This is a genomic window from Arthrobacter sp. AOP36-F1-5 (genome assembly GCF_058137995.1).
In genome coordinates this window covers 1,341,333-1,361,496 of sequence record NZ_CM176892.1, presented here as the reverse complement: position 1 = coordinate 1,361,496, position 20,164 = coordinate 1,341,333, and the positions used below count along the sequence as shown (strand labels likewise).

The window sequence follows — 20,164 nt, the reverse complement described above, 5'->3', positions numbered from 1 at the left end:
GAGTCATGACGGGATGAATCACCGCCGTAACTGGTTGTATTGGGTACACGAGATCTAAGGAGGTCACCATGACGCCAACATCAGTGGCAACACGCGGACTGTCCGCACTCGACCGCTGCGACCGCTGCGGAGCACAGGCCTATGTGCGGGCGGTTCTTCAGACCTCTGGCGGAGAGCTGCTCTTCTGCGGCCACCACGCACGCGACGTCGAGGCCAAGCTGCGGCCCATGACCGCCGAGTGGCAGGACGAAACCGACAAACTTCATGAAAAGCCGGTCTACGACGACGAGGACTGATCCTCGATCGACAGGCCCCCTGGGGGCCTGAAGACTGCTGAAGCGGGAACCGTGAACACACGGTTCCCGCTTTTTGTCTGCGCTGATTCGTTTCGGCGGGCGCCCCTTGTCATGGGGCAGCACCCCACCGCCTGCGAGGGAACGCCCCTGGAAACACCACAGGCCGGCACCCCGTGGCAGGGGTGACGGCCTGTGGCTCCGGGTCGGCTCGCCGACGCTCCGGTCTAGTCCAGGTAGTCCCGCAGGACCTGCGACCGGGACGGGTGGCGCAGCTTGGACATCGTCTTGGACTCGATCTGACGGATCCGCTCCCGCGTGACGCCATAGACCTTGCCGATTTCATCCAGCGTCTTCGGCTGGCCATCGGTCAGCCCGAAACGCATCGCCACCACGCCGGCTTCGCGCTCGGACAACGTGTCCAGCACGGAGTGCAGCTGTTCCTGCAGGAGCGTGAAGCTCACGGCATCGGCCGGGACCACGGCTTCGGAGTCCTCGATGAGGTCCCCGAACTCGGAGTCGCCGTCCTCGCCCAACGGGGTATGCAGGGAAATCGGTTCACGACCGTACTTCTGGACCTCGACGACCTTCTCGGGGGTCATATCGAGTTCCTTGGCCAACTCATCAGGAGTCGGTTCGCGCCCGAGGTCCTGCAGCATCTGACGCTGGACGCGGGCCAACTTGTTGATGACCTCAACCATGTGGACCGGGATGCGGATGGTCCGCGCCTGGTCTGCCATGGCACGGGTGATCGCCTGACGGATCCACCAGGTGGCATAGGTCGAGAACTTGAAGCCCTTGGTGTAGTCGAATTTCTCGACCGCACGGATCAGCCCCAGGTTGCCTTCCTGGATCAGGTCCAGGAAGAGCATGCCACGACCGGTGTAGCGCTTGGCCAGCGAGACGACCAGGCGCAGGTTGGCTTCGAGCAAGTGGTTCTTGGCGATCTTGCCGTCATGGACCACCTGTTCCAGGTCCCAGCGCAGGCGCTTGGGCAGGTCGTCGCCGGCCTTGAGCTTCTCGGTGGCGTAGAGACCCGCCTCGATCCGCAGGGCGAGGTCCACTTCCTGTTCGGCATTGAGCAGGGCGACCTTGCCGATCTGCTTCAGGTAGTCCTTCACCGGGTCGGCGGTCGCACCTGCGACCAACACCTGCTGTTGCGGGGCATCGTCGTCATCGCTGGTGATGATGAAACCGCGCGCCTCGTCTTCGCGGGCTGCCGGATCGGCGGGGGCCCCCGATTTTTCACTGTCGGGCTTGGCTGTTGCCTCGCCCTCCTCCTCGGCCTCCGGCTCCGCCGCCACCGGTTCGGTGGGCTCGGCTGCTGCCTGGGCCGCCTTCTTGGCCTTGTTCTTGGCGCGCGTCTGAGCGGCCTTCTGCTGAGGCGTCAACTCATCCGTCTCATCGGCTGTATCCACTGCACCCGCTGCGGCTGCGGGCTTCTTGCCCCGGCTGGTGGTGGCCTGAGAGCTTGATTTGGAAGCTGGCACGAATAACCTTTCTCACGGATCGACCGCGGCGCCACCTGACGGGTAACACCACTATGACCCTGTCAAGTCCGGGTTCCGCCACATGGGCGGATCCGAATGAAGGGTCCAGTGGGTGCAACGCCTGCATTCGGCCTTTTGTTCCCGTCTCCGAAAGTGGACGACGGGCGGGACAGTGGCTACCGTCCCCAAGGACACGGACCCAACCGGGTCTGCGGTTAATAGTGTCTCACGTTTCGAGCCCACGCTCGTCATTGGCCGGCCTCGAGACAGCCCGCCCAGGCGGTTTCCCGGTTGGTGGCCCACCGGGGTAACCGCCCCCGGGAAAGGAAGGCGTCCAGCAAGGCGGCCAAACGGTAATCGGGCTCCTCCGAGCGGCAGGTGGCAATGAGGGCATGGGCCCCGCTGCTGTGCCCCTTGGCCCATTCAACCCAGCCCAGGATGCACAGCAGGGCCCACCGGTCCCGCCCCCTTGCCGCCGGTAGTATTCCCCGGCCCACCTCCCATAGGTGCTCCAGGCCCTCCCAGTGGGGCGCCTGGTCCGAGTTGCCCAACATGAATTCACCCAGTTCACGCAACTCGACGTTGGCCCGGGCGTTGCGCAGCCTGCCCACCAGGGCGTTCCGCGCCGCGGATCCCGAACTTCCGGCGGCGAACGGCAGTGCGTCCCGCACCAGATCGGTCCCCAGGGATGCCAACAGTGCCCCGGTGTCCGAGGGATTCGACTTCAATTCGGCCACCAGCCCCCGGGGCTCCTGGTCCAGGGCCGCACACCATCGTTCAAGGCCGCGCAGGGATTCCCGCCACCCGCCGCCGGCACTGCGGTGTTCTTCAACCACCTCACGCACCGCCTCCAGCCCGGGCCACGATGGTGTCCCCGTCCCGTCCCACGGTTGGGACACGGGGCTGCTCCCCCGCAGGACCATGTCCAGATGTGCCTCCGAAAGCAGGACGGATTCGATCGGCCGCCCCGACGTAGGACAGCAGTCCGGTTCCGCGCAGAAGTAGGACCACCAGCGTCCGCAGCCGACCAGCCAGGCATCAGGGATCCGGTATCCGCAGCGCTGAAGCTGCGTGGCCACCACATCGGTGAAATCCCGGTACGGGAGCTTCTTTCCGTCCGCATGGGCCAGTTCCGAATACACCACCAGGCAGGCGCCATCCGCCTCGGGGGCCGCCCGCAGATAGTCGGCCAGCTGCCGGGTGAATGCCCGCGCCGCCATCATGCCGGGGCCCGGGGCCGGGAGGTCCACCCGCAGCGTGGCTTCCAAGGCTTTATCCCGCATGATCAGCACCACCAGGCTTTCGCGCGGATGGAATCCGAGCAGATGGGGTACGAGCGAGATGACGCCTTCGGCGTCACTGACGGAGAGTTGTCCCGGTGAGCTGTTCATGACCCCACCGTGTCCCCTGCCGTGCGTGGCGTCCGAGGCCGGGCCGTTGACTTGTGGAGCAACCGGCCCCGACGGCGCCGGGCAGCTCCCGGTGAGGGGTCCGTGGCAGCTGCCGTTCAGATGCGGGGCCGCCGGCCGCGGCGCCACCGCCGTTCCGAGAAGGCCTGCCGGAGGGGGACGACCACCACCCCGTGATGGGCCAAATCGTCCCGGGCCTTGCGGCGGGTGACGAGGATGCCGATGGCGCCCGCCGCCAGGGGGATGAATTGGAACGCCATCGCCCAACGGAAGGCATCGAGGTTGTAGAGATCCCCCCGGCCGCCCGCGGCCGCGAACTGCAGGTCGAGGATGAGCCCGATGAAATACACGCTGATCAGCGCCGCGGTGAATCCGCCGACATTGACGATGCCCGTGGCGGTTCCGATGCTCTGGGGGGTGTTGAAGGTCCGGGCGAAATCAAAGCCGATCATCGATCCCGGTCCACCGATCGCCAGCAGGGTCAACAACACGACCAGCAGGCTCAGCGGTGCCGGTCCGGGCCAGAGCAGGACGGTGGCCCACGCAGCCGAGATCAGGATGATGATCCCCAACGCCAACGTCGACCGCCGCAGGGGATGCCGCGCCACGATGGCCCCGAACAACGGCCCGAAAACCAGCGAGACCAGGACGAAGATCGTCATCAGTCCCGACGCCGCGGCCGGCTCCAGGCCCTGACCGGAGACCAGAAAGGGGTACCCCCAGGCGAGCAGGAAGACGTTGGAGGTGAATTGCAGGCCGAAGTGCGTCCAGAACCCCAACCGTGTCCCCGGCTGGCGCCAGGCCTCCCCCAGGACGGCCAAGGATTTCGGAGCGGGTCCGGGGGGCAGCGGCGCGCTTCCGGCCGGCTGGTCCCGCACGACGGCCAGGGAGAGGACGAAAGCCAGGACGCACAGCGCGGCCAGTGAGAGGAACGAGGTCGTCCATCCGGCCCAATGCAGCAGGGCCACGAAGGGCACCAGGCTGAGCAGTTGCCCCAACTGGCCGACCATGCCGGTGAACTGGGTGAGCATCGGGACGCGATAGCCCGGAAACCAGGCCGAGATGAGGCGGATGACCGATACGAAGGTCATCGCATCGCCGGCGCCCACGAAGAAGCGCCCGACCAATCCTGCGGGAACGGAGGTGGCCAGGGCCAGCAACATCTGTCCCACGCCCATCAGGACGGCACCGAAGATGATGAGCCGCCGTGAACCGAACTTGTCGATCAGCATGCCCACCGGGATCTGCAAACCGGCATAGACCACGAGCTGGACGACACTGAACATCCCCAGGATCGAGGCACTGGCATCGAACCGGGTCGTTGCTTCCAGCCCGGCGACACCGAAGCTGGTCCGTTGGGTGACGGCAACCATGTAGGCGAAGACACCGATCCCCCAGACCCACCAGGCGGGCCCGGAGGCGGCCCTGACCCTGAGGGCGGTCACTGACCGCTTTCGTCGGGGTCGCCCTTGGCTGCTTCCGAGGAGAGGAAGGCTTCCGCCGCCGTCCCCAGGTCTTCGCCATCGGGAACGGCCTCGTCGGCCGTCAGGAGCAGCGAACGCCGTTCGGCCTCGGGCTCATGGGCGTCAAAACGCTTCTCGAAATTGGCGACCATCCGCTGGACGTCCGGGGCGTCGGCGACCTGCTCAGCGATCTGTCCTTCGACCTTCCGCGCCGCTTCGCGCAGATCGTCCGAGGGCAATCCCAGCCCCAGGGCAGCCCCCAGGAATTCCAGCGCAGCCACTGCTGCCTGGGGGTATTCCGAATCGGCCAGGTAATGCGGAATGTGCAGGTCGTACCCCACGACGTCGCGGCCATCCGCGTCCAGGCGCATTTCCACCAGATGGGCTGCCGCCGCGGGAATCTGGGCGGAGGGGTTCCACGTCGAGATGCCTTCCCCGAAATCGGGGCGGTTCCCGTGCACCGTGACTCCGATGCGCCGGGTGTGCGGTACGGGCAGGGGCGCCGCGCCGATCCCGGCAGCCAACGAGACATTCAGGCCACGGGCCAGCAACACGACGGCGGCGGCGAACCGCTCCCATTGGAAATCCGGTTCCGATCCGGTCAGGAAGAGGAAGTCGGTGCCCAGCCCATCCGTGAGCCGGTGCAGTTCGATCACGGGCGCCGCATAGTCGGTGAAATGGTCGGCGGCCAGGGAGATCTGCGGGCGTCGTTCGCGGTAGTTGACCAATTGGTCGGCATCGAAGGAGGCGATGAGCTCGGAATCGAGCTTGCCCAGCAGTTCCCGACGGATTTGTTGACTGACCTGCCCTGCGTCGGCATGGCCCGCGAGGGAGACCAGCATGCCCAGTCCTTGGAGACGCACGTCATCGACGACCTCGTCGTCGTACCTGACGAGGGACAAGGGATCAAGCATGGTGTCTCCTTCCAGGGACTCGAGCATGCACCTTCCGGTTCAACACACGGGGCCTCGGATTCCTTCCCGGCCCGGGCACCATTCTATCGGCTGGACCCACCAGGTCGGCCCATCACGACGCCGGTGGACCCCGGCACCATCGGGCAGCGATACGATCAAGGGGAACGCAACATCTACTTCACATACCAACCGCAGCCCTGGTGGGCGGCTGCATTAAGGATCCCGACCCGTGATCAACGCCAGCGAATTGAAGCTGACCGCCGTTTCCCCCGACGTGCGGCGGGTGGCGGCCAACGCCGTCGTCATCGCCATCGCCCAGGGCAAGGACGGCCCCCGGCTGCTCGACGCACCCCTGCCGAAGGCAGAGGCCTCCGCCCTCCAGGACTCACTGCCCGCCCTGGGCGCCACCGGAGCGGCCGATGAAGTCCTTCGGCTCCCGGCCACCGGTTCGCTGAAGGCCGAAGTCCTGGTCCTGACCGGCGTCGGGACCGTCGAAGGCGAGACCCCCGAACCGGAGGCGCTGCGTCGCGCCGCCGGTGCGGCCGCCCGCCAGCTCAAGGGCCACGCCAAGGTGGTCTTCGCCCTACCGACCCCCACCGTCGAATCGGCCACGGCCGTCGCCGAAGGTGTCGCCCTGGGTGCCTACGCCTTCTCCAACCACCTTTCCAAGGCTCCGGAGAAGACGCCATTGACGGAGGGCATCATCGCCACCGCTGCGTCGGCCGATAAGACCCTGCCGCCCGCATTGCGCCGGGCCGCCATCGTCGGTCGCTCCGTGCGCGGCGTGCGCGATCTGGTCAACACCTCCCCCAGCGACCTCTTCCCCGAATCCTTCGCGACGGAGGCACGCAGCGCCGTGAAGTCGCTGCCGATCAAGGTCACCGTCTACGACGAGAAGCGGCTGGAAAAGGACGGGTACGGCGGGATCATGGGCGTCGGCAAGGGCTCTTCGCGCCAGCCGCGCCTGGTCAAGCTGGAGTACTCCCCGGCCAAGGCCCGCCGCCACCTCGCCTTCGTCGGCAAGGGAATCACCTTCGACACCGGCGGCATCTCGTTGAAGCCGGCAGCGAACATGCACTTCATGAAGTCGGATATGGCCGGGGCAGCCACCGTGCTGGGAACCATGCTCGCCATCGCCGAGCTCCAACTGCCGTTGCGCGCGACCGCCTGGCTCTGCCTGGCGGAGAACATGCCCGGCGGCCACGCCGCCCGTCCCGGCGACGTCTTCACCATGTTCGGCGGCAAGACCGTGGAGAACCTGAACACGGACGCCGAAGGTCGCCTGGTGATGGCCGACGGACTGGTGGCTGCCAGCGCCGAAAAGCCCGACGTCATCATCGACATCGCCACGCTCACCGGCGCACAGTTGATCTCGTTGGGTCGCCGCACCAGCGGCATCATGGGTGACAGCGGTGTCCGCGATGCACTGGTCAGTGCCGCAGGGACCTCCGGGGAATCCGCCTGGGGCATGCCCATGCCCGAAGAGCTCCGGGCCTCCCTGGATTCGACCGTCGCCGATCTGGCCAATGCCGGTGAACGCAACGGCGGGATGATGACCGCCGCCGCGTTCCTGCAGGAGTTCGTCGGTGAGGTCGATGGCCGGAAGATCCCCTGGGCACATATCGACATCGCCGGCCCCTCATATAACGACGTCGCCCCCTATGGTTACGTCCCCAAGAACGGGACCGGATCCGGTCTGCGCACCCTGGTCACCTACGCGGAGGCACTGGCAGCACGGTAGTTTCCGAAGCGGCGGTCCATGAGACCGGTCACCCACCCACGATCGGCCGGTCACGGTTTGTGGATGATCGGCCATGGTCCGCGCTAAGGTGAACCCTGAAAGAATAGTAGGCAGTGCCTCTCCGGCCCCGAGGTCGGACAGGCAGAACACATGGAACGAGCCCCCACACCGTGGGGCATGATCTCACTCGCGAGGGAGCGTCAACGTGGCCGAATCGGCAACAACGCAAGAATTCGATGTACTCATCCTTGGTGGCGGCAGCGCCGGCTACTCGGCCGCATTGCGCGCCATCCAGCTCGGCTTCACCGTCGGCCTGGTGGAAAAGGCAAAGCTCGGTGGCACGTGCCTGCACACCGGGTGCATCCCGACCAAGGCGTACCTGCACTCGGCCGAACTGGCCGACAACGCCCGCGAAGGCGCCAAGTACGGCATCAACACCACGTTGGATTCCATCGACATGGGCGCGGTCCGCCAGTACAAGGACGGCATCGTCGCCGGCAAGTACAAGGGACTGGCCGGCCTGCTGAAGATGAAGAAGGTCAACGTCATCGAGGGCAACGGCCGCCTGGTGTCCCAGGACACCATCGATGTGGACGGGGTCGCCTACAAGGGCAAGAACATCATCCTGGCCACCGGCTCCACCACCAAGACCATGGGGCTGGAGATCGGCGGCCGAGTGCTCACCAGCACCGAAGCGCTCGCCATGGAAACCCTGCCCCAGAGCGCCATCGTCCTCGGCGGCGGCGTCATCGGCGTGGAGTTCGCTTCCGTCTGGAAGTCCTTCGGCGTCGACGTCACCATCGTGGAGGGCCTGCCGTCGCTGGTCCCGAACGAGGATCCCTCGATCGTCAAGGGCCTGGAGCGTGCCTTCAAGAAGCGCGGCATCAAGTCCAAGACCGGCGTCTTCTTCGAGAAGGTCGAGCAGAACGACGACGGGGTCAAGGTCGCACTGGCCGACGGCACCGACCTCGAGGCGGACATCGTCCTGGTGGCCGTGGGCCGTGGCCCGGTCACCGAGGGCCTCGGCTTCGAGGAGCAGGGCCTGACCATGGATCGCGGCTTCGTCATCACCGACGAACGCCAGCACACCGGTGTCGGCAACATCTACGCCATCGGCGACATCGTTCCCGGTCTGCAGCTGGCCCACCGCGGCTACCAGCACGGGATCTTCGTGGCCGAGGAGATCGCCGGCAAGAACCCGGTCATCGTCGAGGACATCAACATCCCGAAGGTGACCTACTGCGAACCGGAAATTGCGTCCGTGGGCTACACCGAGCCGAAGGCCAAGGAAAAGTACGGCGACGACCAGGTCGAGATCCAGGAATACAACCTCGCCGGCAACGGCAAGTCCTCCATCCTGGGGACCGCGGGCATCATCAAGATGGTGCGCGTCAAGGACGGCCCGATCGTCGGTGTGCACGGCATCGGCAGCCGGATCGGCGAGCAGGTCGGCGAAGCGCAGCTGATCGTGAACTGGGAGGCCTACCCCGAGGACGTGGCCCAGCTGGTCCACGCACACCCGACCCAGAACGAGGCCATGGGCGAGACCGCCCTGGCCATGGCCGGGAAGCCACTTCACGGTTAAGCACGGGTATGACGTGCACGGTGGGCCGATCTTACGCGGGTCGGCCCACCGTGCACTAAGCTCGACGCAAGCCGAACACCGGCCGCTTCGCCCTCGTTGCCGGCCGTCCAAGTCAAGAGATATAGCTTTAGGAGAACGGGGACACCATGTCTGAAACCGTGAACTTGCCCGCACTCGGTGAGAGTGTCACCGAAGGCACTGTGACGCGCTGGCTCAAGCAGGTCGGCGATAGCGTCGAGGTCGACGAGCCACTACTGGAGGTCTCCACCGACAAGGTCGATACCGAGGTCCCCTCGCCGATCTCCGGTGTGATCGAAGAAATCCTCGTCCCCGAGGACGAGACGGCCGATGTCGGCGCCCCGCTGGTGCGCATCGGCGACGGATCCGGATCCGGATCCTCCGAAGAGGCACCGGCCGGCGAGGAAGCCCCGGCAGAAGAGGCCCCCGCCCAGGAGTCCGCTCCCGCAGCCGAGGAGTCCTCCTCCAGCGAGGCCCCCGCTGCTTCCGATGATTCCGGCGAACGGGCCGATGTCACGCTTCCCGCCCTCGGCGAAAGCGTCACCGAAGGCACCGTCACCCGCTGGCTCAAGCAGGTCGGCGACGAGGTCGAGGTCGACGAGCCGCTGCTCGAGGTCTCCACCGACAAGGTCGACACCGAGATTCCTTCACCCGTCGCCGGCACCCTGCTGGAGATCAAGGTGAACGAAGACGACACCGCCGAGGTCGGATCCGTGCTGGCCGTCATTGGTTCCGGGTCGGCTCCGGCCCAGGAGGCCCCGAAGGCCGAAGCGCCCAAGGAAGAAGCACCGAAGCAGGAAGCCCCGAAGGCCGAAGCGCCCAAGGAAGAAGCACCGAAGCAGGAAGCCCCGAAGGCCGAAGCGCCCAAGCAGGAGGCACCGAAGCAGGAAGCTCCGAAGGCCGAGGCCCCGAAGCCCGTTTCGACGCCGGCCCCCGCCGGAGGCAACGACGGCTACGTGACCCCGCTGGTCCGTCGTCTGGCTTCGCAGAACGAGATCGATCTGTCGACCGTCACCGGCACCGGTGTCGGCGGCCGCATCCGCAAGCAGGATGTCCTGGACGCCGTCGAGGCCAAGAAGTCCGCTGCTCCGGCAGCACCGACAGCCGGCTCGGGCTCCGCACCGAAGGCTCCTGCCGCCGTCGTCCCCTCCTCGCTGCGAGGGAAGACGGAGAAGGCACCCCGCATCCGCCAGGTCATCGCCCAGCGGATGCGCGAGTCGCTGGAGACGTCCACCCAGCTCACCCAGGTCCACGAGGTCGACATGACCCGCGTGGCCAAGTTGCGCACCTCGGCCAAGGCACAGTTCCAGGCCGTCAACGGCACCAAGCTGACGTACCTGCCCTTCATCGCCAAGGCCGTTGCCGAGGCGCTCAAGCAGCACCCGAAGCTCAACGCCGAATACGACGAGGGCAAACAGGAGATCACCTACCACGACGCCGAGCACCTGGCGATCGCAGTGGATACCGAAAAGGGTCTCCTCGTTCCCGTCATCAACAACGCCGGTGATCTGAACCTGGCCGGCGTTGCCAGCCGCATCGACGATGTCGCCAAGCGCACCCGCGACAACAAGATCGGCCCGGATGAGCTCTCCGGTGGCACGTTCTCGATCACCAACATCGGGTCGGTCGGCGCGTTGTTCGATACTCCGATCATCAACCAGCCGCAGGTGGCCATCCTCGGCACCGGAGCCATCGTCAAGCGTCCCATGGTCGTCACGGGCACCGATGGCGATGACACCATCGCCATCCGCCACATGATGTACCTGTCGCTGACCTACGACCACCGTCTAGTCGACGGCGCGGATGCCGGACGCTTCCTGCAGACGCTGCGCGCCCGGCTGGAAGAAGGCGCCTTCGAGGCCGACCTCGGTCTGTAGCAACGCCTCCCGGACCAGCACAGGGGTCCGGCGGTGAACGACGACGGCTGGTGCCCCTCCTCGGGAGGGACGCCAGCCGTCGTCGTTGATGCAGGAGTCCGCGGTTTCGACACGCTGTCGAAACCACCCCTAGATGTACTGCCCAGCAACGTTGGTTGAACTCGTGCGACGACACGGTCTGAATTGATGGGATGACGAAGGCCCCCCGATGTGGAGTGGAGCTGTCTAAGAAACCACTTCACAAACAGGAGGCCTTCATGTCCCACGCTAATGCAGCCCTGACCCCCAAAGCACGTCTGAGAATCGCCAAGCTCATCGTTGACCAGCAGTGGAGCGTCTCCACCGCAGCGAAAATGTTCATGGTCTCCTGGCCCACCGCCAAACGCTGGGCCGACCGCTACCGAGCCCACGGCGCGGCCGGGATGGCCGACAAGCCCAGCAGACCCCGGACAAGTCCTGCACGCACCCCGCAGGCAGCGGTCAAACAAATCGTGGCACTGCGCTGGCGCAAGCGCTTGGGGCCCGTCCAGATCGCCTACCGGCTGGGCCTGGCTGCCTCGACGGTGCACGCAGTGCTGGTACGTTGCCGGATCAACAGGCTGCGCTATATCGACCGGGTCACCGGTGAGAAAATCCGCCGCTATGAGCACCCCTATCCGGGATCGATGATCCACGTGGACGTCACCAAATTCGGCAATATTCCCGACGGCGGCGGGCACCGGTTCGTGGGCCGGCAGGCCGGAGACAAGAACCGTGCAGCAACCCCGGACAAGCCCCGCAATGCGAACCACACCCCGAAAATGGGAACCGCCTTCGTGCACACGGTCATCGATGATCACTCGCGTATCGCCTATGCCGAGATTCATGATGATGAGAAGTCGGTAACGGCCATCGCGGTACTGGAACGGGCCGTGGCGTGGTTCGCTGCCCGTGACGTCGTCGTGGAGCGCGTGCTATCTGATAATGGGTCCGCCTACCGCTCGCATGCCTGGCGTGACGCCTGCGCCGAGCTGGCCATCACGCCCAAGCGGACCCGCCCTTACCGGCCCCAGACCAATGGGAAAATCGAGCGGTTCCATCGGACCCTGAACGACGGTTGGGCCTACGCCAGGTTCTATGGCAGCGAGGCCACCCGCCGCGAAGCACTGCCGGATTGGATCCATGCGTACAATCACCACAGGCCCCACACTGCAATCGGGAACCAGCCACCAATCAGCCGCTTAACTAACGTCTATGGGCAGTACACCTAGACTGTCCCCATGAACTTCATCCTCACATTGCTCATCTTCGTGCACATTCTGGGCGCGGCCGCGATCTTCGGCGGTTGGCTCGCCTCCTTCAAGACCCCCACGGTCGGCCTCTGGCAGTGGATCGGGGCCATCACCCAGGTGGTGACCGGCATCCTGATGTTCGGCCTGCTGGAAATGGGGGACGGCGAACCGAACCGGATCAAGCTGGGCGTCAAGCTCATCATCGCCCTGGGCGTTCTCGTCGCGGCATGGATCGGTCGCAAGAAGGTCAAGAACCACGAAGTGGTGCCCACCGGCATCGCCCACGGCGTCGGCGGCCTGGCCTTGATCAACATCGCCATCGCGGTGCTCTGGGTCTAGGCAGTACCTCCAGGACCCCCGGTATACACCGGGGGTCCTTTGCTGTCCGGAGTCATGTTCTTGCCCCGATCGCCGGGAGACATAGGATGGAGATGGCGCCCGGAACCGGTCGCCCAGCTCAGATGTGGAGGAGTCACCATGGCTACAACCCGTACCGCCCGCACCGTTTGGAACGGCGATCTTTTCTCCGGAAGCGGTCAGACGTCTTTCGAGACGTCCGGTATCGGCACCTACGACATCACGTGGAAGGCCCGCTCCGACCAGTCCGAGGGCAAGACCAGCCCCGAGGAACTGATCGCGGCAGCGCACGCCTCCTGCTACTCGATGGCACTCGGCGGCGCGTTGAAGGACGCGGGCTTCACCGCTGATTCGATCGAGACCAGTGCCGAAGTTGATTTCGACACGACCAACGGTCCGCTGATCAGCGAGATCCGCCTGACCCTGAAGGCCACGGTCCCCGGCATCGACGAGGCCACCTTCAAGGAAGCAGCACAGGGCGCCAAGGAAGGCTGCCCCGTCTCCAAGGCCCTGGCCTCGGTGCCGAGCATCAAGCTCGACGCCACGCTGGTCTCCTAGCTTCCAGCCCGACCAACGACGAAGGGCGCCGGAACCAACCATGGTTCCGGCGCCCTTCGTCGTTGGTGCATCCCGGGGTGGTCAGTCCCCCGCGGCATCCTGCGGCCGGGCCGGCAGGGGGCCCGGTTCCCTGGAAGGGTACCCCTCACGTTCGGGCGCCCGGTGCGTCGGGATCTCATGGAGCATTTCCTTGAGCACCATGATCCCGTGCTCGAGTTGCGGATCGGTTCCGGCCAGATAGGCATGCGGAGGGAACGGCACCTCGATATCCGGATCAACACCCCGGTTCTCCACGCCCCAGCCCACGCCACCGGTGAACCAGGTGGCGTAGCGCGGCTGCGTGACGACCGTTCCGTCGGCCAGGTCGAATTCCCCGTCGATGCCGATGACCCCGCCCCAGGTGCGCACGCCGACCACGGGGCCGATGGCCCGCAGTTTGCTGACCTGCGTGATGATGTCCCCGTCGGAGCCGGCCCATTCGTCGGTGAGGATGACCACCGGCCCGCGGGGGGCACTATCCGGGTAGGTCCACGGTTCCTGTTCGCGGGCCACCGACCAGGCGGTCACCTTCCGTGCGATGACTTCGGCCACCAGTTGGGAGGTATGCCCGCCGCGGTTCCGACGTACGTCGATGAGCAACGCGTCCCGCGAGGCTTCCTGGTCGAGGTCCCGGAACAGTTGCGCCCACCCCAGCGGCATCATGTCGGGGATATGGAGATACCCGAACAGTCCCTGGGACGCCTCACGGACTTCCCGACGATTCCGTGAGACCCACTGGTGGTACCGCAGGCGCTCTTCGTTGCGGACCGGGACGACCCCGACCCGCCGGACCTCGCCGGGGGCCCGTGAGGACGCCCCGTCGCGGACGGTGAGTTCGATGGGCTTACCGCCGGTTCCCTGCAACAGGATCGCCGGTCCGGACTCGGGGATGTCGACCCCGTTGATCGCCAACAACTCGTCCCCCGCGCGCACCCCCACCCCGGGGGCGGCCAGGGGGGCATGGGCCTGCGGATCGGAGGACTCCCCCGCCAGCACGGTTTCCACGCGCCAGCGGCCATCGACCCGTGCCAGATCCGCGCCGAGGAGGCCTTGGCTCTCGGCACCTTGGATGGGTTCGGGGGTCACATAGGCATGGGACGTGCCCAGTTCCCCGTGCAGCTCCCAGAGCAGGTCCACGAGATCGTCGTGGCTGCCCAGGCGGTCAACCAGCGGACGATAGGTTTCGGCCACCGCATCCCAGTCCCGTCCGGCCATGTCCTCGACCCAGAAGAAGTCCCGCTGCAGCCGCCAGGCTTCGTCGAAGGCATGGGCCCAGACCTTCGAGGGATCCAGGGCCACCCGGATCCGGCCCAAATCGATGTCCTGGGTGTCCGCGGAGTCCGACTCGGCTGGTTTATCCGTCGCCACGGCCCGCACGGTGCCGTTGTGGACGGCAACCAGACGCTTGCGGTCTCCACTGACGAGGAACGCCTCCGCGGCTTCCAGAAGCGTGGTGAGTCGTTGGGTCTCATGATCGAAACGTTCCAGCCTCTGGGATTCGGCCTCGGCGTCGGGGGCCCGGCCATCGCCGGTGACGCCGGTGGAGACATCGGTCAACCACAACAGGCCCCCTTCGACGGCCACCAGGGACGTGTAGCGGCCCTGGGCGACGGGGACCGCGAAGAGGCGTGAGGGAAGTCCCGCACGAACCACGGTGGTCTCCGGTACGGCTGAAGCCGGGTCCTGGTCGCTGGATCCGGTGTCCTTCCCGGCCTCGTCCCAGGTGGCTTCGGTTCCGTAGACCCGTGGTCCATACAGCGACGGCGTCCGGTCGTCCAGCGCCAACAGGAACGGTTTCGTCGATGCCGGGAAGGACAGGTCGAATCCGTGCGTGTCATACAGCGGGTCGAAGCTGCGGTCGGAGAGGAAGGCCAGGTATTTTCCGTCCGGGGTGAACGACGGCGCATGGTCGCGGAATCGACCGTCCGTCGCCTCGATCGGTTCCGCGGACGGATCCTCGGTGGAGACCAGCAGCATGCGGCTGCGGGCCCCGAACGTGGCCACCGGCTCGGTGAAGGCCAACCACCGCCCGTCAGGGGAGAACGCGAGCCCTTCGGCCGCTCCCTGACCGCCGGCACTGATCTGGTGCCACGTCGAGGTTTCCGGCTCCAGCAGGTAGGTCTGCCCGGCTTCGGTGGACACGGCGATCCAGCGGGCATCCGGCCCGGCCACGAGGCTGCGGACGCGGTGTCCGGCCGGCAGCTCGAAGCGTTTCGGGCCCGGCCCGGTGGCCGGGTCCTCCTTCGCAGGCGATTCGACGGATGAGTCATCCTCGGTGGCCGGGGCAGTCACGACATCGTGTTCCTTCCCTGCGGCCGCCACCGGGGCCGGCAGTCCGGCACTTCCCGCTGCGCTGACCGGTTGGGGAAGGTCCCCGCCGTCGTCATCCGCCTCTCCGGTCTCCCCGTTCGTCGGGGCCTGCCCCGCTCCCGAGCCGACACCGGCACCCCCGTCCTCAGGGGCTCCCCCGCTGCCCGCGTCGGCAGGGTAGCGCCGTTCGAAGGCGTCCAGCTCCTGGAGGTGGATCGCTTCCTCACCCTCCTCGTCGGCCACGTAGAGCACCCGGTCGGCCCCGACCAGGCTGCCTAGCCGCGCCCTGACCCCGGGGGTCGATTCGATCGTGCGGGCCGGGCCCCGACGGTGGGTCAGCAGATGCAGCGTTCCGTGGCTTTCGATGACACTGGCATTGCCGCGGTGATCGGGCGTGGCCCGCACCAGATGTGCCGCGACGTCCAGGGCCGTCGGCTGCCTGCCGTGCCCGGCCGATCCGAGGGTGATCTCCAGTTTCCGGGGGGCTGCGTCCAACCCGTCAAGCACCCAGAGCTCGCCGGCGGATTCGAAGACCAGACGTTCCCCGTCGGAGGACAGATGCCTGGCGTAGTAGCTCTCATGGTCCGTGTGGCGCCTCAGGTCACCACCGTCGGGGCTGACCGAGTAGATGTTGCCGTAGCCCTCATGGTCCGACAGGAAGGCAATCCGCTGGTCGATCCAGACCGGGTCGCACAGGTTTCCATCAACGTCCGGAATCAGGCGGTCAAATTCCCCGCCACCATCCCGATCGATCCAGAGCTTGCCTGCCGTCCCACCGCGATAGCGCTTCCACCAGGCGGGTTCCCGGCTCAGGGCGCTGCCCACCACCAACGGGCGTTCATCACCGACCGACGGCCCCCAGGCCAGTGAATCAACCGGCCCGTAATCCAGCCCCTCGCCCACCGACCCATCCAGTGGAACGGTTCGAGCCCAGGTCAGTCGTGAATCCGCCTGGTCCTTGGAAGTGACGGCCACGACCTGGCCGTCGGGGGTGTACCCACGGTTCTTCGTCGACGGGTGGCCCCAGTAGGTGAGTTGGCGGTAGTCACCACCATCGACGGAGGCCGCCACGATCTCCTGACTGGCCCCGTTGCGGATGGTCCAGGTGAGCGTCTGCCCATCGGCGGAGAACCGGGGGTTTCGTGCCGGCAGACCCTGCGCTGAAAGGCGCCAGGCACGGCCGCCGGCCAGAGGGACGAGCCAGACATCATCCTCGGCGACAAAAGCCACGAGTTCGGCGGAGACGTGCGGGTATCGAAGGTAGCAACTCAAACTCATGATGCGATCCTACCGATCGATACCGGTGGCGTCACCGCAGGGGAATCATCCGTGGTTCCCCGTACCCCTCGAAGCGTCCTCGACGGAGACGATCAGCCACCCACCGTGGACCCGCTCCAGCGTCAAGATGATGTCCTGCACTTCGGGCCCGGGGGTGCTCTGGATCGTTGCCCCGTCGGCCCCTACCACCTGGTAGGAGCTCATGGTGCTGGTGGCCGCCACGGCCACCTGTTCCTCATCGGTCCCCGGGTTGATCCTGACATCGGATAAGCGCGTCTTCAATCCGCGATAATGCAGCCCGCGGGACCGCAGTTGACTGGTCACCGCCAGATCCGGGCCCAGCGAGTCCCCTCCCCCTGCGTGGACTTGCCGCAAGGCATCAGCATCGGCTCCCGCCAAGGCAAGGTCCCTCCTCTCCGTCAGGGCCCGGGCCGCCTGGAGTGGATCCTCGGGAACCGGGGTGGAGAAGACCGACGCCTCGAGCACCTTCTCCGGTAGAACCCACGGCGGCTGCGTGGCGTCGCCCCCTTCGCTCGCCTCCGCATCCGTTCCGTCCTGTTCATGGGCCGGCCTCGAGACATCCGGGCCGGCCTCCGTCGCCGGGTGGGCCACCGGGGCGGGCTGGGGGCCCCAGCCGCCCCGGGTGGCAACCATGAGACCCGCGACGACCAGACAGAGCAGCACCCCAATCGCCGGGATCACGGCCCACCGCCGGCCCCGCCGAGCCCGGCCCCGGGCTCGATCGGGCTGGGGGTGGCGGTCGCCCCGTCCACGACGGGCGGGACGTCCGATTCCCCGCGGCCCCGCTGCCCCGCTGCCGGGGTGTCGCTTCCGGCCGCGCCCGAGGGTGGCCAGCCCACGGAACCACTCCCTCGGGCCGCGGCCCACCCTGCGCGTGGCCGGATCCGCAACGACATGGGTGACCATCTGTCCCAGGGCCTCGGGCCTCACGGCTTCTCGAAGGTTCACCGGCTCTGGTGTCGCGATCCGGAAGATCCGTCGCCCGAATTCCTCGGCTCCGGGCCGCTCTTCCTCGTCTTCGGCCAGCCCCGATTCAAGTAGTTCCACCAGCTCCGTCGGCACCCCTCCCAGCAGGCTGGACAATGGTGGTCGCTGATGGGTGGGCCCGGCGACCCGCCCCGTCACCATGTACCAGGCCAATGCCGCCAAGGAATATACGTCCCGGGCCGGTCGCAGCCGTCTGCCTCCGGATTCCTCGGGTTCGGAACTGGGAGCCCGGAAGCCGGGGGTTCCGGATTCGTCCTGCCGTCCACCCACCAGCACGGCCAACCCCAGATCACCAAGTTTCGGTTTCCCCGCCGCGGTGAACAGGACATTGCCCGGGGCGATGTCGCCATGAACGGCCCCATTCCCATGCAGGAACGCCACGGCTCCGGCCACGGGGGCAAGGACCGTCACCGTCTCGCCCAGCGTCAATGGTCCGCGGGCAGCGATCAGGTCCGCCACCGAGCCGCCCGGAAGGTACTCCATCAGGATGCCCTCGCCGTGATCGGTCGGGACCGCACCGATCAACTCCACGATGTGTTCATGACTCATCGAGGCCAGGGCCTGGACTTCCTTCGAGCAGCTGCCTTCTTCCCCACCGTCCTGGGCAGCGGCAACCTTCAGAGCGGCACGGACCCCCGTATGACGTTGCCTGACGACATATACGGTTCCGCTACTTCCTCGCCCGAGTTCGTGTTCAAGTGCCCAATCCTTCAACTCTGGTCGACGTCTCCACTCGTTCGGTGCACCCATCCTCCATTTCTATCGAATGTCGCGCTGACCTGCAGAAGTTATCCACAGCAACGGATTCGACCCCAATTCGAACCTGCCACCGACGGCGAGTAGCGTATGGCGCATGACCATCTCCTTCCAGCGGCTGGGCTTCGCCCCGGACTACGTTGATTACCAGGAGGCCTGGGACCTGCAACGCCGGATCCACGATGAAGTGGCTGCCCGGATGCATGGGCCAGAAGTCCTCCTACTCGAGCATGCCGCCGTCTATACGGCCGGCAAACGCACCGAACCCCAGGATCTGCCGGTTGATGGAACCCCCGTCATCTCCGTGGACCGCGGGGGCAAGATCACCTGGCATGGCCCCGGGCAGCTCGTGGGCTACCCCATCGTCGAACTGGCCAACCACTCCGGCATCCGCGACTACGTCCACCGGCTCGAGGAGATGCTGATCAACGTCGTCGCCGACTTCGGCATCACCGCACAGCGGGTCGATGGCCGGGCCGGAGTCTGGGTCCTGGGCACCGACGGCGCCCAGGACCGGAAGATCGCCGCCATCGGCATCCGTGTGGACCATGGAGTGACCATGCATGGTTTCGCGCTGAACTGCGATAACGACGACGACGCATTCTCGCGGATCATCCCCTGTGGCATCACCGATGCCTCCACGACAAGCATCACCGAAGAATGCGGCCGAACAGTCCGCACCCTGGACGTGCTCGACCGGGTCCAGGACGAACTGACCCGCCTACTCGAACCAGCCATCAAAACGAACACCCCCATCGCCGATGAAGGAGCCCTACTGTGAGCCTCGCCCCCGAAGGACGCCGCATGCTGCGCATTGAACAGCGCAACTCGGCAACCCCCGTGGAACGTAAGCCCGAGTGGATCAAAGCCAAGGTTGAAATCGGCCCTGAATATGTCGAGATGAAGAAGCTCGTCAAGGACAAGGGCCTGAACACGGTCTGCGAAGAGGCCGGCTGCCCGAACATCTTCGAATGCTGGGAGGACCGCGAAGCGACCTTCCTCATCGGCGGCTCCGAGTGCACCCGTCGCTGCGACTTCTGCCAGATCGACACCGGAAAGCCGGCCGCCCTGGACCGTTCCGAACCCTTCAAGGTCGCCCAGTCCGTGAAGCAGATGGGTCTGCGCTACGCGACCGTGACCGGGGTGGCCCGCGACGACCTCGAGGACGAGGGAACCTGGCTCTACGCCGAAACCGTCCGCCGGATCCACCAGTTCAACCCGGGCACCGGCGTCGAACTGTTGATCCCCGACTTCTCCGGCAAGAAGGAATACCTGGACGAGATCTGCGCGTCGGCCCCGGAGGTATATGCCCATAACGTCGAAACCGTCCCGCGGCTGTTCAAATCGATCCGTCCTGCTTTCCGCTACGAGCGCTCGCTGGACGTCATCCGCCGGGGGCACGACAACGGGATGATCACCAAGTCGAACTTCATTCTCGGCATGGGCGAAAACCCCGAAGAAGTCGTCGATGCCATGAAGGACCTGCACGAAGCCGGCTGCGATCTGCTGACCATCAACCAGTACCTCCGCCCGTCCGAACGGCACGCCCCCGTGGACCGTTGGGTAAAGCCCCAGGAATTCGTCGAACTACAGAAGCTCGCGGAGGAAATCGGCTATCTGGGCGTCATGGCCGGACCGCTGGTGCGCTCGTCCTACCGCGCCGGACGCCTCTGGGCGGGCGCCATGCGCAAGAAGGGTCTGCCCATTCCCGAGGACATGGCCCATATCGAGAGCTCCGGAACGACCAAGCAAGAGGCAGCCACTCTCCTCGCTGCCCAACAGTAGCTCGCCGATCAC

The 20,164-nt window shown here is 66.2% G+C and carries 15 protein-coding genes; 9 read left to right on the top strand and 6 right to left on the bottom strand.

Translation table 11 applies throughout. The features are described 5' to 3' along the window. Nucleotides 1-68: 68 nt before the first annotated feature. Complete coding sequence (locus AC3ZI9_RS06225) at nt 69-296, top strand: DUF7455 domain-containing protein (RefSeq protein ID WP_086999860.1); 228 nt, start codon at nt 69-71, stop codon at nt 294-296. Between the two features lie 224 nt (nt 297-520). On the opposite strand, the gene AC3ZI9_RS06220 is transcribed toward AC3ZI9_RS06225, so the two are convergent. The 4 genes from AC3ZI9_RS06220 to AC3ZI9_RS06205 all read right to left on the bottom strand — a co-directional run bounded on the left by AC3ZI9_RS06220 (nt 521) and on the right by AC3ZI9_RS06205 (nt 5,569). Next, nucleotides 521-1,783 (bottom strand): RNA polymerase sigma factor, encoded by a 1,263-nt coding sequence (locus tag AC3ZI9_RS06220; protein WP_489923964.1) that lies wholly within the window; start codon nt 1,781-1,783, stop codon nt 521-523. 248 nt (nt 1,784-2,031) lie between these two features. Beyond that, nucleotides 2,032-3,174 carry a DUF4192 domain-containing protein gene (locus tag AC3ZI9_RS06215; protein WP_489923963.1) on the bottom strand — a complete coding sequence of 381 codons (1,143 nt, stop codon included), beginning with the start codon at nt 3,172-3,174 and terminating at the stop codon, nt 2,032-2,034. A gap of 116 nt (nt 3,175-3,290) precedes the next feature. After that, a complete protein-coding gene (locus tag AC3ZI9_RS06210; protein WP_444554056.1) occupies nt 3,291-4,565 on the bottom strand; it encodes an MFS transporter in 1,275 nt (424 codons plus the stop codon). Between the two features lie 68 nt (nt 4,566-4,633). Continuing rightward, a complete protein-coding gene (locus AC3ZI9_RS06205) occupies nt 4,634-5,569 on the bottom strand; it encodes a PAC2 family protein (RefSeq protein WP_489923962.1) in 936 nt (311 codons plus the stop codon). Between the two features lie 229 nt (nt 5,570-5,798). Between AC3ZI9_RS06205 and AC3ZI9_RS06200 the strand changes: the two genes are divergently transcribed. From AC3ZI9_RS06200 to AC3ZI9_RS06175, 6 genes are all read left to right on the top strand, one after another. After that, complete coding sequence (locus tag AC3ZI9_RS06200; RefSeq protein WP_489923961.1) at nt 5,799-7,310, top strand: leucyl aminopeptidase; 1,512 nt, start codon at nt 5,799-5,801, stop codon at nt 7,308-7,310. 205 nt (nt 7,311-7,515) lie between these two features. Then, the gene (gene lpdA / locus AC3ZI9_RS06195) at nt 7,516-8,895 is read left to right on the top strand and encodes a dihydrolipoyl dehydrogenase (protein WP_444554045.1); all 1,380 of its coding nucleotides are present in this window, start codon (nt 7,516-7,518) and stop codon (nt 8,893-8,895) included. A gap of 146 nt (nt 8,896-9,041) precedes the next feature. Next, nucleotides 9,042-10,790 carry a 2-oxoglutarate dehydrogenase, E2 component, dihydrolipoamide succinyltransferase gene (sucB, locus tag AC3ZI9_RS06190; RefSeq protein ID WP_489923960.1) on the top strand — a complete coding sequence of 583 codons (1,749 nt, stop codon included), beginning with the start codon at nt 9,042-9,044 and terminating at the stop codon, nt 10,788-10,790. Nucleotides 10,791-11,047: 257 nt separating this feature from the next. Next, nucleotides 11,048-12,040, top strand: coding sequence for an IS481 family transposase (locus AC3ZI9_RS06185; protein WP_489923507.1), 993 nt, complete (start codon nt 11,048-11,050; stop codon nt 12,038-12,040). Between the two features lie 9 nt (nt 12,041-12,049). Next, nucleotides 12,050-12,400, top strand: a complete 351-nt coding sequence (locus AC3ZI9_RS06180; RefSeq protein WP_444555691.1) for a hypothetical protein — start codon at nt 12,050-12,052, stop codon at nt 12,398-12,400. Nucleotides 12,401-12,538: 138 nt separating this feature from the next. After that, a complete protein-coding gene (locus AC3ZI9_RS06175) occupies nt 12,539-12,976 on the top strand; it encodes an OsmC family peroxiredoxin (RefSeq protein ID WP_444555692.1) in 438 nt (145 codons plus the stop codon). A gap of 81 nt (nt 12,977-13,057) precedes the next feature. Here AC3ZI9_RS06175 and AC3ZI9_RS06170 read toward each other — a convergent pair whose 3' ends face one another. Together AC3ZI9_RS06170 and AC3ZI9_RS06165 are read right to left on the bottom strand one after the other, a co-directional pair. Then, nucleotides 13,058-16,603: a S41 family peptidase gene (locus AC3ZI9_RS06170; protein WP_489923959.1), complete on the bottom strand. Its 3,546-nt coding sequence runs from the start codon at nt 16,601-16,603 to the stop codon at nt 13,058-13,060. Nucleotides 16,604-16,648: 45 nt separating this feature from the next. Further along, nucleotides 16,649-18,361, bottom strand: coding sequence for a serine/threonine protein kinase (locus tag AC3ZI9_RS06165; protein WP_444555694.1), 1,713 nt, complete (start codon nt 18,359-18,361; stop codon nt 16,649-16,651). Between the two features lie 103 nt (nt 18,362-18,464). On the opposite strand from AC3ZI9_RS06165, the gene lipB reads away from it, so the two are divergent. Together lipB and lipA are read left to right on the top strand one after the other, a co-directional pair. Next, complete coding sequence (gene lipB, locus AC3ZI9_RS06160; RefSeq protein ID WP_444555695.1) at nt 18,465-19,148, top strand: lipoyl(octanoyl) transferase LipB; 684 nt, start codon at nt 18,465-18,467, stop codon at nt 19,146-19,148. After that, nucleotides 19,145-20,152: a lipoyl synthase gene (lipA, locus tag AC3ZI9_RS06155; RefSeq protein WP_444555696.1), complete on the top strand. Its 1,008-nt coding sequence runs from the start codon at nt 19,145-19,147 to the stop codon at nt 20,150-20,152. The genes lipB and lipA overlap by 4 nt, the downstream gene beginning before the upstream one ends. The last annotated feature ends 12 nt before the right edge of the window (nt 20,153-20,164 follow it).